At 60.9% G+C, this 15,529-nt stretch carries 12 protein-coding genes; 8 read left to right on the plus strand and 4 right to left on the minus strand.

Going from position 1 to position 15,529, the window contains the following annotated elements:
* Positions 1-3: 3 nt before the first annotated feature.
* The 5 genes from EKN07_RS01610 (at position 4) to EKN07_RS01630 (ending at position 8,571) form a co-directional block, all read left to right on the plus strand.
* Positions 4-2,409, plus strand: coding sequence for a ComEC/Rec2 family competence protein (locus EKN07_RS01610; protein WP_126145497.1), 2,406 nt, complete (start codon positions 4-6; stop codon positions 2,407-2,409).
* A 72-nt stretch (positions 2,410-2,481) separates the two neighbouring features.
* A complete protein-coding gene (gene holA / locus EKN07_RS01615; protein ID WP_126145498.1) occupies positions 2,482-3,480 on the plus strand; it encodes a DNA polymerase III subunit delta in 999 nt (332 codons plus the stop codon).
* A gap of 310 nt (positions 3,481-3,790) precedes the next feature.
* A complete protein-coding gene (locus EKN07_RS01620; protein WP_108715514.1) occupies positions 3,791-5,320 on the plus strand; it encodes a Re/Si-specific NAD(P)(+) transhydrogenase subunit alpha in 1,530 nt (509 codons plus the stop codon).
* 4 nt (positions 5,321-5,324) lie between these two features.
* Entirely contained in the window at positions 5,325-6,773 is a 1,449-nt protein-coding gene (gene pntB, locus EKN07_RS01625; RefSeq protein ID WP_108715515.1) for a Re/Si-specific NAD(P)(+) transhydrogenase subunit beta, read from the plus strand.
* A 493-nt stretch (positions 6,774-7,266) separates the two neighbouring features.
* Entirely contained in the window at positions 7,267-8,571 is a 1,305-nt protein-coding gene (locus tag EKN07_RS01630; RefSeq protein ID WP_108715516.1) for a hypothetical protein, read from the plus strand.
* A 124-nt stretch (positions 8,572-8,695) separates the two neighbouring features.
* On the opposite strand, the gene rpsT is transcribed toward EKN07_RS01630, so the two are convergent.
* The 4 genes from rpsT to EKN07_RS01650 form a co-directional block, all read right to left on the minus strand.
* Complete coding sequence (rpsT, locus tag EKN07_RS01635) at positions 8,696-8,962, minus strand: 30S ribosomal protein S20 (protein ID WP_108715517.1); 267 nt, start codon at positions 8,960-8,962, stop codon at positions 8,696-8,698.
* Between the two features lie 155 nt (positions 8,963-9,117).
* Positions 9,118-9,732 carry a type II toxin-antitoxin system PemK/MazF family toxin gene (locus EKN07_RS01640; protein ID WP_205647342.1) on the minus strand — a complete coding sequence of 205 codons (615 nt, stop codon included), beginning with the start codon at positions 9,730-9,732 and terminating at the stop codon, positions 9,118-9,120.
* 31 nt (positions 9,733-9,763) lie between these two features.
* On the minus strand, positions 9,764-10,291 hold the full coding sequence (locus tag EKN07_RS01645) for a PH domain-containing protein (RefSeq protein ID WP_108716666.1): 528 nt from the start codon (positions 10,289-10,291) through the stop codon (positions 9,764-9,766).
* Positions 10,292-10,352: 61 nt separating this feature from the next.
* Entirely contained in the window at positions 10,353-11,036 is a 684-nt protein-coding gene (locus EKN07_RS01650) for a hypothetical protein (protein ID WP_126145499.1), read from the minus strand.
* A 238-nt stretch (positions 11,037-11,274) separates the two neighbouring features.
* On the opposite strand from EKN07_RS01650, the gene lepA reads away from it, so the two are divergent.
* The 3 genes from lepA to hemW are packed head-to-tail and all read left to right on the plus strand — an operon-like array spanning position 11,275 to position 15,442.
* Positions 11,275-13,134 (plus strand): translation elongation factor 4, encoded by a 1,860-nt coding sequence (gene lepA, locus EKN07_RS01655; RefSeq protein ID WP_126145500.1) that lies wholly within the window; start codon positions 11,275-11,277, stop codon positions 13,132-13,134.
* Entirely contained in the window at positions 13,131-14,177 is a 1,047-nt protein-coding gene (locus EKN07_RS01660; protein WP_240611441.1) for a tRNA (guanosine(46)-N(7))-methyltransferase TrmB, read from the plus strand. Before lepA ends, EKN07_RS01660 begins: the two co-directional genes overlap by 4 nt.
* The gene (gene hemW / locus EKN07_RS01665; RefSeq protein ID WP_108715521.1) at positions 14,177-15,442 is read left to right on the plus strand and encodes a radical SAM family heme chaperone HemW; all 1,266 of its coding nucleotides are present in this window, start codon (positions 14,177-14,179) and stop codon (positions 15,440-15,442) included. Before EKN07_RS01660 ends, hemW begins: the two co-directional genes overlap by 1 nt.
* The last annotated feature ends 87 nt before the right edge of the window (positions 15,443-15,529 follow it).

The following is a 15,529-nucleotide window of genomic DNA, read 5'->3' on the forward strand; positions in this document are numbered from 1 at the left end:
AGCATGTGCCCGTTATGCACCATCGCTGCGGCGCATAGCTCTTACGCGGAGGCGCCAGGTGCGCAGAAACGGCGGCTCCCCATGCAGGATCTGCGGCTTGTACCGATTGCGGTCGGCGCCTTGGCCGGTGCGCCGTGCGGCCTGCGCCTTCCGCTTTCCAGCGGTGCCGCGCGAGCCGCATTGGCCCTTATCGCGGTGCTTGGACTTGTGGCCATAGTGGCCACAAAAGGTGCAGCACGAAGCGAGATCTCCACCGGAAGAGCCTGCATCACCGTCGTGTTGCTCACCGGAGCGGTGACCAGTACATCCTGGATCATCAGCGCTTATCGCGCCGAGCTCGCCCACCCGGCAATTGTGGTTCGTGCAGCCCAGGAGCATCGGAGAGTAAGTATCGAAGGGACCATCGCGAGCCGCGTCTCATCCGCAACCGGCCCCTGGGACGACGGCGAATGCACCGCGGATGTCAGCCTGAAACGGGTCACCATTCGCTCCATAGTGTACCCCGTCTCCGAACAGGCCCGTGTGGTGGTTATCGGAGTGCCATGCGAGGCGATGACTGGTCAAGATCTGCGAGCGGTAGGGCCGCTCTCAACGGTCGAGGGGACTCGACGGCAGGTGGCGCGCCTACGTTCTTCGGACGCGGTGCTCAGCGGTGAGGGGCGTATGCGCGAAGCATTCGCACTGCGCGTCAAGGCAGCATTGGGCGATCTTCTGGCGGACAAGCCGACGCCGGTGCGCCAGCTCGTACCCGGCGTGGTGCTCGGCGACCGAGCACAGATGGACGCCAGTTTGCGTGACGCTATGCAAGTTGTCCAACTATCGCATCTCACGGCCGTCTCCGGTGCGCATGTTGCCGTCATAACCGGCACCTTTATCGCAATTCTCGGGAGGAGGAGGGCCGTCCTCAGCGCGGTTCTCAGCATGTTGGCGTTGTGTGGCCTCGTGATCCTGGTCGGAGGTCAGGCATCAGTGGTTCGCGCCGCACTGATGTCCGCACTCATATTTGTGGCGCTGGCGCTGGAGCGCCCTGCACAGGCTGTGGCAGCACTGTGCGTCTCCGTGATAGTTGGGGTACTTCTCAATCCGTGGTTGGCGACGAGCTACGGATTTCTCTTGTCGACAAGCGCGACGGCCGGCATTGTACTGGCGGGCAGTCCATTGGCCGCGTGGTTGGCCGAGCGCATACCGCGCCTGGTAGCGGAGGCAATCGCCATTCCACTGACCGCGCAACTGGCATGCCTGCCGGTCCTTCTTCTATTTGCCGACAGCGGGTCGATATGGGGCGTTGTCGCGAACTGCCTGGTGGCGCCGGTTGTAGCGCCGCTGACGATCAGTGGAATGGCGTCGGCCCTGCTCGCCGTCTTCGTTCCCGCGCTGGCCTCACTGATCCTGCTTCCGGCGCAGATGGCGAGTTGGTGGATCTGGCAGATTGCTACCTGCCTGGCCGGGTGGCCAGGCTCGGGTGTTCCACTGTGGATGGCGAGCCTCGGCAGCGTCCTGATAGTGGCTGGAGTGATGGGCTTAGTTCTCATCCTGCGGGGTGATTGGTGCGGGCGCCGTGGAGGAGGAGGTTCGCGTGTCGCCCTGGCAGTGGTAGTTCTGGGGGCTCTCGCGATCTGCATCCTAGTCGGTCAGCGGCGTACCCCCGGTGGGATTCCGTCCGATTGGACCGTCGTGCAGTGCGATGTGGGCCAAGGGTCGGGGCTTATAGCACGCAGTCACGGCAGGACACTCATGATTGATGTCGGACCTGAGACTGACGCAGCTGCGCAGTGTCTCAAGCAAGCCGACGTCGAACATCTTGATCTGCTGGTGCTGTCACACGCCCACAGTGATCATATCGGCGGGTTAGCGGCAGTACTCGACCAGGCCGAAGTTGAACAGGTATGGGTGTCGCCCAATACCGAACCCGCTGCGAATAGTGCGTGGGCGTTGCGGCAGTTGGAAGAAGCGGGAGTGCCGGTGTACACGGCCTCTGCCGGGACGCAATTGGAAGGAACGGATGGCATGGTGGCAGCCGCTGTGCTGTGGCCGCGTACGACGCGAGGAGGTGGGGAAGAGGCAGCCAACCACCAGTCGATTGCACTCTGGATCGACGCGGTGGGTGGAGTGCTTGTTCTCTCGGACATGGACGAGTCCGCGCAGTCGACTCTAGCGAGGGACGCACCCGTGGTGACAACGGTTGTCGTTGCCCACCACGGTAGCGCCGACCAGTCGGCGCGTTTAGCTGATGTGCTCTCTGCACGTCTGGCGTTGGTGTCGGTGGGGGAGAACAGTTATGGGCACCCATCGCAGCGAGTTCTTGAACTCTACGCGGAAAGCGACATTTATAGCACCAAAGACTGCGGAACGATCACGCTGGATGCCCGCGGTGGTGTTGGCTCGGCCTGTAGTGCGCCGATCGGCTGAGCGCATCCGGCCTGGCCACCTTTGGGATCGACGCGTCGTGCCGCGGCGGAGGTTCGTGGGATACTTGCATACATGGCAGCACGCGCACGCCGCCCGAGTGGGCCACGCTGGGACCAGTTAGAGTTGGCACCGGTTGTTTTACTGACCGTGGGAGAACCAGCTCTTGGGGATCGCGCCCTCGCGCGTTTGAGTGCATTGGCACGCGCCCGAACTCCTAGTGTCGAGATCACGAAACTCGACGCGGCGGCATACGAGGCGGGGGCGCTGGCGCAACTGACGAGCCCGTCACTATTCGGCGAGGATCGGATGATCGTGGTCCCGAATATGGAGAAGATGTCCGACGCCTTCTCGGCAGATGCCTTGAATTACCTCGACTCACCGGAGCCCGACGTCGTTCTGGTTGTACGACACAACGGGGGCAACCGCGGTAGGAAGCTGCTCACCGCGATCACGGCCGGAGGTTTTCAACACAGCGATATTCCGCAGGTAAAGAACGATGCTGAGAAAGCCGAACTGGTGCGTAGTGAGGCTCGGCGGGCGCGTCGTCGTATGACCGAAGGTGCGGCACACGATCTCGTCGATGCACTCGGACGAGATATCCGCGAGCTTCTCGCGGCGGTTACGCAGCTCTTGGAAGATATCGACGGCACGATTGACGAGACCGCGGTGCACGAATACTACCGCGGCCGAATCGAGGCCACGCCCTTCGCCGTGGCAGATGCCGTTGTCGCCGGTCAACACGGGCACGCCATCGCGCTCGCTCGGCATGCGATGGTTACTGGCACCGCTCCGGTTCCAATTGTTGCCGCGATCGCCACGAAACTCCGCTCCATGGCCCTGGTCCTCGCAATGCGCGGGCAGGCGCGCCCCGGCGAGGTGCGGCTAGCACCCTGGCAAATCGATAGGGCAAAAAAGGATCTGCGCGGGTGGAGCGGTGAGGCCCTCGCGCAAGCAATCCTCGTTGTGGCACAGGCTGATGCGGAAGTAAAAGGAGCTTCGCGTGATGCCGCATTCGCGCTAGAGCGCGCAATCTTGCGGATTGGGGAGGCACGGCGAAACTCAGCACGATGACTCGTGGCGGATTCTGCGGGTCTCGATCTTTACTCTGATCGGAAGTCAGAGAACTGCCCTGTTTTCCGATGGCCAACGGTGCGAACACCAGCGGAGAAAACGGGGTGAATAATATCAGAAGCGTTGCCGACGTTTTGTCACAGGCGCATTGACGCAGCACTGTGAGTTGCCCGTGCTCATAGTGTGTTCCATAGGCGGCAATCCGGTAGGAATGCTGTTTATGTGGGACCTAAAGACTAAGATTGAGGCATGTGGGATTCACGACACCGTCGACATGATTCCACGCATAGAGGAATAACGAGGAGGCAAGGTGCAAATAGGAGTGCCGAAGGAGCCCAGCGAAGGGCAGACTCTCGTCGCCGCCAGCCCCGATACTGTTGGTAAGCTCATCAAATTGGGTTACCAGGTCTGCGTTGAGACGGGCGCCGGTGTGGCGGCGAGTTATCTCGACCAGCAGTATCAGGCGGTCGGAGCAGAGATCGTTGATCGAGATCGTGCCTGGGCTGCGGATATTGTGACATGTCTCGACGCGCCGCCAGACGGCGAGTTGGCGCTGATGCGAGAGGGAGCAACACTGATCGCCCGCCTGGATCCTGGCTCCCATCCGGAGCGTCTGGAGAAGTTCAGCCAGCGGGGCATCACAGCTCTCTCAATCGACGCGGTTCCCCGCATTTCGCGCGCGCAATCGATGGACGTGCGATCATCAATGGCGAATATCGGCGGCTACCGTGCCGTTATCGAGGCCGCGAATCGATTCGGGCGGTTGTTCACCGGTCAGGTGACGGCTGCCGGCAAGGTTCCGCCCGCCACCGTGTACGTGATCGGCGTGGGAGTTGCCGGGTTGTCGGCAATTGGGACGGCTAACTCGCTCGGTGCCATCGTCAAGGCCACGGACGTGCGGCCGGAAACTGCTGAGCAGGTCCATTCGATGGGTGGAGAATTCGTCGCAATTCCAGTTCAACAGGAATCAACCGACGGTTATGCGAAGGCGATGACTGCGGACCAGGAACAACTCGCCATGAAGGTGTACGCCGAGCAAGCCGCCTCCTCGGATATTGTCATCACCACTGCAGCGATCCCCGGTCGCGCGGCGCCGCGCCTGCTGACGGCACAGGCTATCGCCGCGATGAAGCCCGGCTCGGTGATCGTGGATATGGCTGCCTCCTCCGGTGGGAACTGTGAGCTCACCGTGCCGGGGGAAGTGGTGCAAACAGACAATGGTGTGACCATCATTGGCTACCTGGATCTGCCACGGCGACTTCCCGGGCAGGCCTCTCAGCTCTACGGCCAGAACATCGTGAACTTCTTCAAGTTGGCGACCCCGCAACGCGATGGTCAGCTCACCTTGGACGAGGACGACGTCGTCGTCCGCTCGATGACGGTGACGCTCAACGGTCATATCATGTGGCCACCGCCTCCGGTTAAGGTATCGGCGGCGCCGCCGCCCACTCCGAAGCAGGAAGAAGTGGCCGCCCCCGAACCGGAGCCGGAGAAACCGGCATGGCGAAGGTGGTGGTGGCGGATCGCTGCCGCCGCCGTGCTCGTGTGGCTGATTCTCACTGCTCCATTTGGTATGCGCAGCCACTTCATTGTGTTCGCCTTGGCGATAGTGGTCGGGTTCTATGTGATTACTAATGTCACGCATTCGCTGCACACCCCGCTGATGTCCGTGACCAACGCGATTTCCGGCATTATTGTCGTCGGTGCGATCCAGCAAATCGGATCGAGCAGTGCGGCGATTACAGTGCTTGCCTTCATCGCCATGTCGGTTGCGTTTATCAATGTGTTCGGTGGTTTCACGGTGACACACCGCATGCTCAAGATGTTCAGGAGGAGCTGAGATAATGTACTCGAACTCAATTCTGACAGTGGGATACGTAAGCGATGCTGCCGGTCGCTTCGATGCGTTGGCATCTATTGTTGCCGCACTCCTCTTCATCCTCGCGCTGGCGGGCCTGTCGCGGCAGACCACCGCGCAGCGCGGCAATATCCTTGGCATCGTTGGTATGGTGCTTGCGCTGATTGCCACGATCTGGGTGGCGATTGACATCAGTGGCGGCAACCAGACCAGGGCTATTCTCCTTATTATTGCGGCGATGCTGATCGGCGCAGCCATTGGGGTATGGCGGGCCGTCAAGGTTGAGATGACGGGTATGCCGGAACTGATCGCCATGCTCCACTCCTTCGTGGGTCTGGCCGCCGTCATAGTCGGCTACAACTCCTTCCTGGAAACCCCCGGGTCAGACGCTCCCACAAATGCCTTCCATATGGGTGAGGTCGGCTTAGCGGTTTTCATCGGAGCGGTGACCTTCACAGGTTCGATTGTTGCCTTCCTGAAGCTGTCCGCGAAGATATCGTCACGGCCATTGACTCTTCCGGGCCGCAACATCCTTAATCTGTGCGCGGTAATCGCTTCGCTGGCGTTGATCATTTGGCTTGCCCACACACGCTCGGTCGGTTCCGGCCTTATTCCGCTGATTATTCTGACCATAGTGGCGTTGCTTCTCGGGGCACATCTGGTGTTGGCTATCGGTGGCGGCGATATGCCGGTTGTCATTTCAATGTTGAACTCGTACTCGGGGTGGGCAGCTGCGATGGCCGGCTTCACGCTCGAGAACGATCTGCTCATCATCACCGGTGCCTTGGTCGGATCCTCGGGTGCGTATCTCTCCTACATCATGTGCCAAGCGATGAATCGCTCCTTCGTTTCGGTTATCCTCGGCGGCTTCGGCTCCACGGGTGCTCCCGCAGCCGAGCATGATTACGGCGAGCATCGAGAGACGACGGCGGCCGATGCGGCCCAGCTGCTCAAGGACGCCTCGTCTGTGATTATCACCCCTGGCTATGGCATGGCCGTGGCACATGCGCAGTACCCGGTGGCAGATCTCACCGCCAGGCTGCGCGCCGCAGGGGTCGACGTTCGCTTCGGTATCCACCCCGTAGCCGGGCGTCTTCCTGGGCATATGAATGTGCTGCTGGCGGAGGCGAAGGTTCCTTACGACATTGTTCTGGAGCTCGATGAGATCAACGACGACTTCGCGGATACAGACGTCGTTCTGGTGATTGGTGCGAATGACACCGTGAACCCGGCGGCTGCCGAAGAGCCGGGTTCGCCCATCGCGGGCATGCCGGTGCTGCATGTCTGGGAGGCCCGCAACGTCATCGTGTTCAAGCGTTCGATGGGCAATGCCGGATATGCGGGTGTGCAAAACCCGCTGTTCTTCCGCGAGAACACGCAGATGCTGCTAGGTGATGCGAAGAATACGGTGGAGGAGATCATCTCTGTTCTCTAGATTTATACCCCGATGTGTCGCGAAGCTCTGCTGTCTTGCTTGCTTCGGATGCTCGTAGTGACGGATGCCTCGCAGTTGTGGACTGTGGGGCATCCGTTGTTACAGCGTGCTTCTGGTGAATAACGCGGCGGTGGCGGGCACGGATTATCTTTCGCCCGAAGCCGCACAATCTCCGGATTTTCCTCTCCTTTCCGGGTAATTCACGGAGACCTGCCGAAAACTCGGAGAGAATAGAGCGGCGCAGCAAGCGGCAGTACTAGCGCCATCCGCAGTCGGGAGTTGACCGCCATTGGTCCCCTGACCGCAGCAAGGTTAGCACTTTCACACGTCACAAGTCCCACGAGATTGATAATCGTTCTCAGCTTCGGATATGCTTGGTGAGCTGGTTCGCACGAGGCTGGATTCGTGCGGCAGAGGGTATACATCGAAGATTGATCGCTGCCGCCCGCAGCAGACAGAATGGGAGGCCGCGATCTTAGGAAGGAAGAGCCATATGACTAGGCGTTATCGTCGCGCGCTGCCATGCGTCGTGGCTGCGCTATTCGCCTTGGGAGCCTGCACCTCAGCTAATCCAGGCGCGAATGCCACGGGCAGTAACACAGCGATGACAGATGCCGACCACGATCATGACCACGATCACGACCACGACAGTGATGCGGACGTCACGGAAATCGGGGGAGCCCGGGCACGCATTGCGCTTTCATACGAGGGTGGGCTGATGGTCGTTGACACCTCCGACTCCTCAGTTGTGGCGGATCTGCCGATAGACGGGTACAGTCGGCTCAATGCGGCAGGAGACGGGCGGAATGTACTGGTATCCACGACGGGCGGTTGGGCAGTGCTAGACGCGGGTACATTCACGGTGCCGCATGGGGACCATACGCACTCCTTCATTACGGATCCCGTACTTACTGATGTGGTTATCAAGGGCAAGGAACCCGGACATGTGGTGTATCACGCCGGACGCACCTCGGCCTGGGCGGATGGAGACGGTAAGGGCACGTTCTTCGAGACTGAATCGCTTACCGGTGTGGATGAGACTGACGAACTCGCTGGGGTGTGGGAGTACGAAGCTGCCGCACCACATCATGGCGTCGCAGTTCCACTCGGTGACAAGACAGCGTTGGTCTCGGTCGGAACTGAAGAAGGCCGTACGGGTGCACAGTACGTTGTTGACGGCAAGGTGAGTGCTGAAAGCAGCGAGTGCCCGGGACTGCACGGAGCTGAAGGACTGGATGATGGCGCAGTTGCCGGTTGTGAGAACGGCGCGCTGATTCTGCGCGATGGCACTTTCTCAAAGGCAACAGCTCCCGATGAGTACGGCCGTATTGGCAATCTACGGACCACCGAAGGGTCGCCGATTGCGGTGGGCGACTACAAGACTGATCCGGAGGGCGGCATTGGCCTGAAGCAGATTTCTCTCATTAATACCACTGATGCAACATTGCGGACCGTTGATACCGGCTCCACATACACGTGGCGTGGCCTCGCGCGCGGTTTCGACGGTTCAGCCCTTGTAATGGGAACTGACGGCGCACTGCGTGTGATCAATGCCGAGACGGGTGAAATCACGCGGACAATTCCCGTTATCGACGAGTGGCAGGTGCCAGAGGACTGGCATGCTGCACACCCCGCTATCGCGGAACATGAAGGTTTCGTTTATGTGACCGACCCGGCGACGAATACGCTGCACACAGTGGACTACACCAAGGGTGAGGTGGTCTCGAGTACCAAGCTGCCCAAGGCACCTATCGAAATTGCCGTTGCCACCGGAGAAGCTCCGGAGGAGGCACGGTAAATTTCGCCTCTGATGCGCGATACAGAAGGGGGACGACAAGCGGTCGTCCCCCTTCGTAATTCTCCGCGTCCAACCAAGCCCTGTGCGGCATGGCAAGGCGTGGCGGCGGTAGATGACGTGTGCGTCAGGCGCTTATGCTGTTGACCCGACGCGCAAGCTTCGACTTGCGATTCGCGGCCTGATTCTTGTGAATGACTCCTTTGGACACGGCCTTGTCGAGCTTCCGGGCGGCGGCACGATAAGCGGCCTGAGCGGTTTCAACATCTCCCGCTTCGACAGCCTCACGTGTTTTACGCACGTAGGTCTTCAGCTCCGACTTAACGGCCTGATTGCGCAGGCGCCTCTTCTCATTCGTGAGAATGCGCTTCTTTTGCGACTTGATATTTGCCACTTGCTACTCTTTCAATCCAATCGCCGACAGCGATATGTACATGGTCGGTGAGGGATACGCCGTCGGCGGACTGGAGCGTGGGGTGCTCGTGGAAAGCCTACGACTGGACCACCACCCGACCAGGTGTGAAGTCCAAGGAGAAACTTTACCAGAACTTAAGCGTGCAGCTTCCGTAAAGCGGCGACGACTTGTGTGAAGCGCGCTTCATCAAGCCGAGCTCCTTCCCGTCGCATCTGCCCGGGATCAACGCACAGCACACGGTCGATACGTGCCTCTGAGGCACGGCCCTTGGAATCCCACGCTCCAGAACCAATATCGACCCAGTAGCGCCCCGCACTCGCCTCCTGAGCGGCGTCGCGGTCGTGATCCTTGCTGGTGAGCTGGGCGAAGACGATCCGTCCCGCAACGACGGCGAGTACAAGAACCGGTCGGTCCTTGCCCTGCGTACAGTCCTCCTGGTAGGGCACCCACGTCCAGACAACCTCGCCGGGATCCGGCCGATTATTCGCATGAGGAGCGTATGTGAAGGTGGGCAGCCCGAGCGCGTCGACGTCGTACTCCATCGGAATCTGACCGGGACCGGGCAGGTCCTGTACTCGTCGTACTACCGGTGTGGGGGTGGCGGTTTCGGCTCCAGCTCTTGGGCGAACCAAAACCCGGCCTGTCGGCCCCTCCGAGTTGTTGGAAGAGGACGGGCGCGCATTGCGGGTGCTGGATGCGCTACGCGCGAGACGTGTGAGAAGTGCGGCTACGCCGTCTAGAACTCCCATGCTATGACCGTCTTTCGGTGAACTGTCGCATCTAGTAGTCCGACTCCGCATCCCGGGTGCGGCCGTTGCCGACGCCATCGGCGGGTGAGTCGAACAGCAACTCGGTGAGCTGCACGTGCAACGCCTCAACCTTCGGAACGTCTCGCAACTGCAGCGGATCGGAAGCGGAGGACTGCAGGATGAGCGTGCCGCAACCGAAGAAGCGATCAATCATGTCATGTTCGTAGGCAACATTGGAGATACGGCTTAGCGGCAGATCGTGACCGGTCTTGGTGAAAACACCCTTGCGGGTGATAAGCCGCCGATTCGTCACCGTGTACGTGCTCGTCATCCAGTTCATCCACGGCCAGACGAAGACGATGATGAGAAGAACCACAGCAACTGCGGCAATGGCGATTGTGGCCCAATGCGGCAAGCTATCCGGTAGCGTGAGCGCCAGGACGGCGACGACGATGATGAGCACGGCGGCGACGATATTGGGGAAGAGTCGCTTGACGTGTTCGCGGGTCTGAAGAATGACGTGCTCGTCCTGACCGAGCAGTTTCCGAGAAAGAGCCATAGCGCCATCGTGCCACAAGTCGGGCGGCGAGGGCGCCATTACTCATGTGCCGATTGCCTCGTTACAGAAGCGCGAAGGCTGCGAGTATCAGCAGGAAGAATCCAAGCGGAAGGCCAATGACCGCTACCAGTCCCGATACGAGTGTGATACGCAGGTCGTCCTTGAGGTACGGTGCGTTCACAAGCCCGCCGACAGCCGCGACGGCGGAGCGCTGCGCCGCTTCCACCCGAGGCAGCCAGGTATCGCGTAGATCTTGCGCCTCCAGCATTGCGTCGTGGCGAAGTTGTCGCTGCTGCGCAGCGTCTGCGGTGTCCACATGTGAATATGTTCTCCCCTCCGATGTATCGGTGGGGCGGGAACTTGTAAAGGTTGTTCCGTCCTGATTGAGGATAACGCCGTGACTTTCGGCGGGGTTATGGCCCTGGTAGGTTTCCGAATAGTCGAGACGCACCTGGCCCGTGTCACCGACCATCGTGCGCATTCGGTCCATGACCCACTTGTCCACGGCCTTCTCGAGGCGGCGGCGTCGCCACGCAAACAATGCGGTAGCGACGCCGAAGAGAAGGCCGCCGATCAGAACTATGTAACCGAGAAAACTGCCGCTGCGACGGACGAGAGCGCCGCCGCTGATAAGCAGCAGCAGTTGTAGCACCAGGCCGATGCGTGCAACAGCCTGGCCGGGTAGACGTGTTAACTGTTCAATAACGGGGACGATGTCTTTAAGACTTCCGAAAAGACCGAACATAACTACAGCATGGCACAGGTCTAGGCCCGAAGCGGTGCTGTTTTGCCAAGGGCACAGCGGTCGGTGAAAAGAGCATGCGACGCAAGGATGTTGGGGCTACGACGGCTCTCCAGCGTGGCGCAATGGTGGCGCAACCGTCGTACTGCGGCAGTGGTTCGGATGGAGTTGCCGGGTGCCGCGGATCGCCCCCTTGACGTAACCCCCTACAATAGACGGAGTCCATCTGAGAAGGAGTACTGTGCCCGCCTCGACTAGCGCAGAGTTGAACGATATCCGGCCGGCAGCCACGCCGCCGGAGTTGATCCGTAACTTCTGCATCATTGCGCATATCGATCATGGCAAATCCACACTGGCCGACCGCATGTTGCAACTCACCGGCATCGTGGATGAGAGGCTGATGCGCGACCAGTACCTGGATCGCATGGATATTGAACGTGAGCGTGGCATCACCATCAAATCGCAGGCGGTGCGGCTGCCGTGGACCGTGGACGGGCAGGCGCACGCGCTGAATATGATTGACACGCCCGGGCATGTGGACTTCTCCTATGAGGTGAACCGTTCACTGGCGGCGTGTGAGGGAGCGATTCTGCTGGTGGACGCCACTCAGGGCATCGAAGCGCAGACCCTGGCGAACCTGTACATGGCCTTGGACAATGACCTGGCCATTATCCCGGTACTCAACAAAATCGACCTACCGTCGGCGCAGCCCGAGAAATACAAGCAAGAGCTGGTATCTCTACTCGGCGTCGATGCCGAGCAGTGCCTGGCCGTTTCGGGAAAGACCGGGGAGGGTGTGGAAGAGCTTCTTGACAGGATCGTCGCGGAGGTTCCCGCACCGGCCGGTGAGATAACCGGCAGTGCACGCGCCATGATTTTCGACTCCGTGTACGACACATACCGCGGAGTCATCACCTATGTGCGCGTGAAAGATGGGCAGTTATCGCCCCGTGAGCGAATCCAGATGATGTCGACGGCGGCGGTGCACGAACTCCTCGAAATCGGTGTGATCTCCCCGGAGCCGACACCCTCGGAAGGACTGGCGGCCGGTGAGGTCGGCTACCTGATCACCGGCGTGAAAGACGTCCGGCAATCGCGGGTTGGCGACACGGTGACCGGCGCCTCGGACCCCGCGACGCAACCCTTGGACGGTTATCAGGATCCCAAGCCGATGGTGTTCTCCGGCATCTACCCGATTGACGGCTCCGACTATCCGGACCTTCGTGACGCGCTGGATAAACTCAAGCTCAACGATTCGGCGCTGTCATACGAGCCGGAGAACTCGGTGGCGCTCGGTTTCGGATTTCGATGTGGTTTTCTCGGCATGCTTCATCTGGAGATCATTCGCGAGCGCATCGAGCGTGAGTTCGGCATTGACATCATCGCCACTGCTCCCTCGGTGGTATACCGGGTTGTCACTGAAGCAGGCGGGGAGGTCACAGTGACCAACCCGTCTGAATTCCCAGAGGGAAAGGTCTCGCATATCTACGAACCTTCGGTACGCGCAACGATCTTGAGCCCGAGCGACTACACGGGGACCCTGATGGAATTGTGTCAACAGCGGCGCGGAAGACTGTTGGGAATGGAATATCTCTCGTCCGACCGCTTGGAGTTGCGCTATCGCCTGCCGCTGGCAGAGATTGTCACCGATTTCTTCGATCAGCTGAAGAGCCGCACGAAGGGCTACGCATCACTGGACTACGACGTCGACGAGGAGCAGGAGGCGGATCTGGTCAAGGTCGATATCCTGCTCAACCACGAAACAGTGGACGCCTTCTCGGCAATCGTGCACCGGGATAAGGCCTACTCCTACGGCGTGGAGATGACCAAAAAGCTCAAGAGTCTTATTCCGCGCCAGCAATTCGAGATCCCGGTACAAGCGGCGATCGGAAGCCGCATTATTGCCCGGGAAACGATCAAGGCGGTTCGCAAGGATGTGCTTGCCAAGTGTTATGGCGGCGACATCACGCGCAAACGAAAATTGCTTGAAAGACAAAAAGAGGGCAAGAAGCGGATGAAGTCGATCGGGAGGGTCGATGTGCCGCAAGAAGCATTCGTGGCAGCGCTGACCTCCGATGCGCCGACAGGAAAGCAACGATGAGCGGCAAAGAAACCGAGCCAAAGTTATTCGGTGCGACGGGTTCGGATAAGGAACAACCGTGCGGCGATGGGCATGCAACGCCCGATGGTACTGCTTCCTCTTCCATGCTGTGGGTGCCCGGTGCGGCGACTGCCGTGGAGCGGACACAGAACGATAACACGCGAGACAAACCGGCAGCGGCAAAGCCGCATATGCCCGGGCAGCAGCCAACACGAATCCGCTCCTTTTCACGCCGGGGCGGACGAATGGCCCGACCCTTCGCGCAAATTGTCGAGCGCCATGCCAGTGAATACCTGCTCGACCTGCCGCGCGGCGCCACGCCGACGACGATCAAAACGCATGCGCGCTGTGACCTGAACGAGGTTTTTGGGCGGCAGGCTCTCTTGGCCGTCGAGATCGGACCTGGCTCGGGGGAACACATGGTTGCTTTCGCCGGTGCGCATCCGGATTGGAACGTGCTTGCAATCGAAGCGTGGCATCCGGGCGTTGCGCGATGCATGGCGCGTGCGGTGAAGGAAGACGTGCACAATATTCGCCTCCTGGAGGCCGACGCAGCTCAGGCGCTCCCGGTGCTTTTCGGCCTGCGGGCCGCGGCATACGATGATCCGCGTGAGAGCACAGTTCCGCGTGGTGTTGACGCGGCGCATCCGAACGCGGGCAATCCGCGGGCACAGGAAGTGTGGACCTTTTTCCCCGACCCGTGGCGTAAGGCTCGCCACCACAAACGACGCCTGGTGGCCGAACCGTTCGCGGCGGTTGTCGCCGATGCCTTGGTACCGGGGGGATTCTGGCGGCTCGCGACCGACTGGGACGATTACGCCTGGCAGATGCGAGATACCGTTGAGTCGGAGCGGCTTCTGCGAAACGTTCACGCCGGTGAGCGCCCCGACCCGGCAGATCCGCAGCCCGCGCGCGGCGGATTTGCCCCGCGCTGGCAGGAACGCCCGCTGACCCGTTTTGAAAGGCGGGGGCAGGAAGCCGGCCGTCATGTTCATGACCTCGTGGCGCAGCGGGTGAGCAATTCGAGGCAGGCGGGTGTCTAGTGCCCTCCCTGCCGGAAGGCGAAGCTGCGCCGCTCGATGGTCGCCTGCCACAGCCGGATGTCAGCGGGGGATTCTCCGCATACGTCCATATTCCCTTTTGTGCGGTGCGGTGCGGGTATTGCGATTTCAACACCTACAGCAATCTTCACCTGGGTCCGGGCGCGCAGCCGGAAGACTTTCCCGCCAGTCTGCGCGGAGAAATCGACCTGAGTCGCCGCGTGCTTGAGTGGCAGGCGAACAGCGCACAGGCGGGTCAACGCGGCGGTCCCTCAGCGGTGGGTGGGGCCACGGCGCTACGCTCGCGTGGCGATGGGCTGCTGCGCACCGTGTTCTTCGGTGGTGGCACTCCAACGCTTCTAGACGCTCAGGCGCTCGTAGATGTGCTCGACATGTTGCGCGAAAACTTCGGCCTCGTGTGCGGAGCAGAGGTTACCACCGAAGCCAACCCCGAATCGGTGACCAGAGACTCCATACGACGACTCGCCGACGGCGGCTTCACCCGGATCTCCTTCGGTATGCAGTCTGCCGTTCCCCACGTGCTGCGCACGCTGGATCGGTGGCACACACCCGGCCAGGTCGGTAAGGCCGTCACGTGGGCGCAGGAGGCTGGTTTAGATGTCTCCGTCGATCTGATTTATGGCACGCCGGGGGAGACGGAAGCCGATTGGCGCGCCTCGCTGGCCGCGGCCGTTGCGATGGGTCCCAGCCACATCAGCGCCTACGCGCTCACCGTGGAGCCCGATACCCGAATGGGTGGACGCATCCGGCGCGGTGAAATCGCAGCGCCCGACCCGGATCGGCAGGCAGCGTTCTATGAAATAGCCGACCATGAACTGGCGGCAGCCCACTATGGCTGGTACGAGATCTCGAACTGGGCGCAGCCCGGTCATGCTTCACGGCATAATCTGGCCTACTGGACCGGTGGGAACTGGTGGGGATACGGACCGGGTGCGCATTCCTTCATCGGCGGGACGCGTTTCTGGAACGTCAAACACCCGCTGGCCTATGCGCAGCGCGTCGCGGCGGGGCAGAGTCCCTCGGCGGCCCGGGAAACGCTCACAGAGCGGGAACAGCGTGAGGAAGCGATCATGTTGGGCATTCGCCTGGCGGAAGGAATCGCCGTGCCGCAGGGGACCGAATCTGCGGTGGTGGCGGGCCTGATCGCCGACGGGTTGGTTGATCCAAGATCGGCTTTGCGTGGTAGGTTGCGCCTGACACTGCGTGGGCGCCTGTTGGCGGACACCGTGACCCGCGCACTGTGGTGAGCTTGGTGTTCCGCGTGTGTCATGTTCCCTACGGGGCGCATCTGGTTACTGGCGTCGTGTTGAGTGGGACACTGGGGCGCGTTGGCA

The organism is Actinobaculum sp. 352, from assembly GCF_003957265.1.
Lineage (GTDB): Bacteria > Actinomycetota > Actinomycetes > Actinomycetales > Actinomycetaceae > Asp313.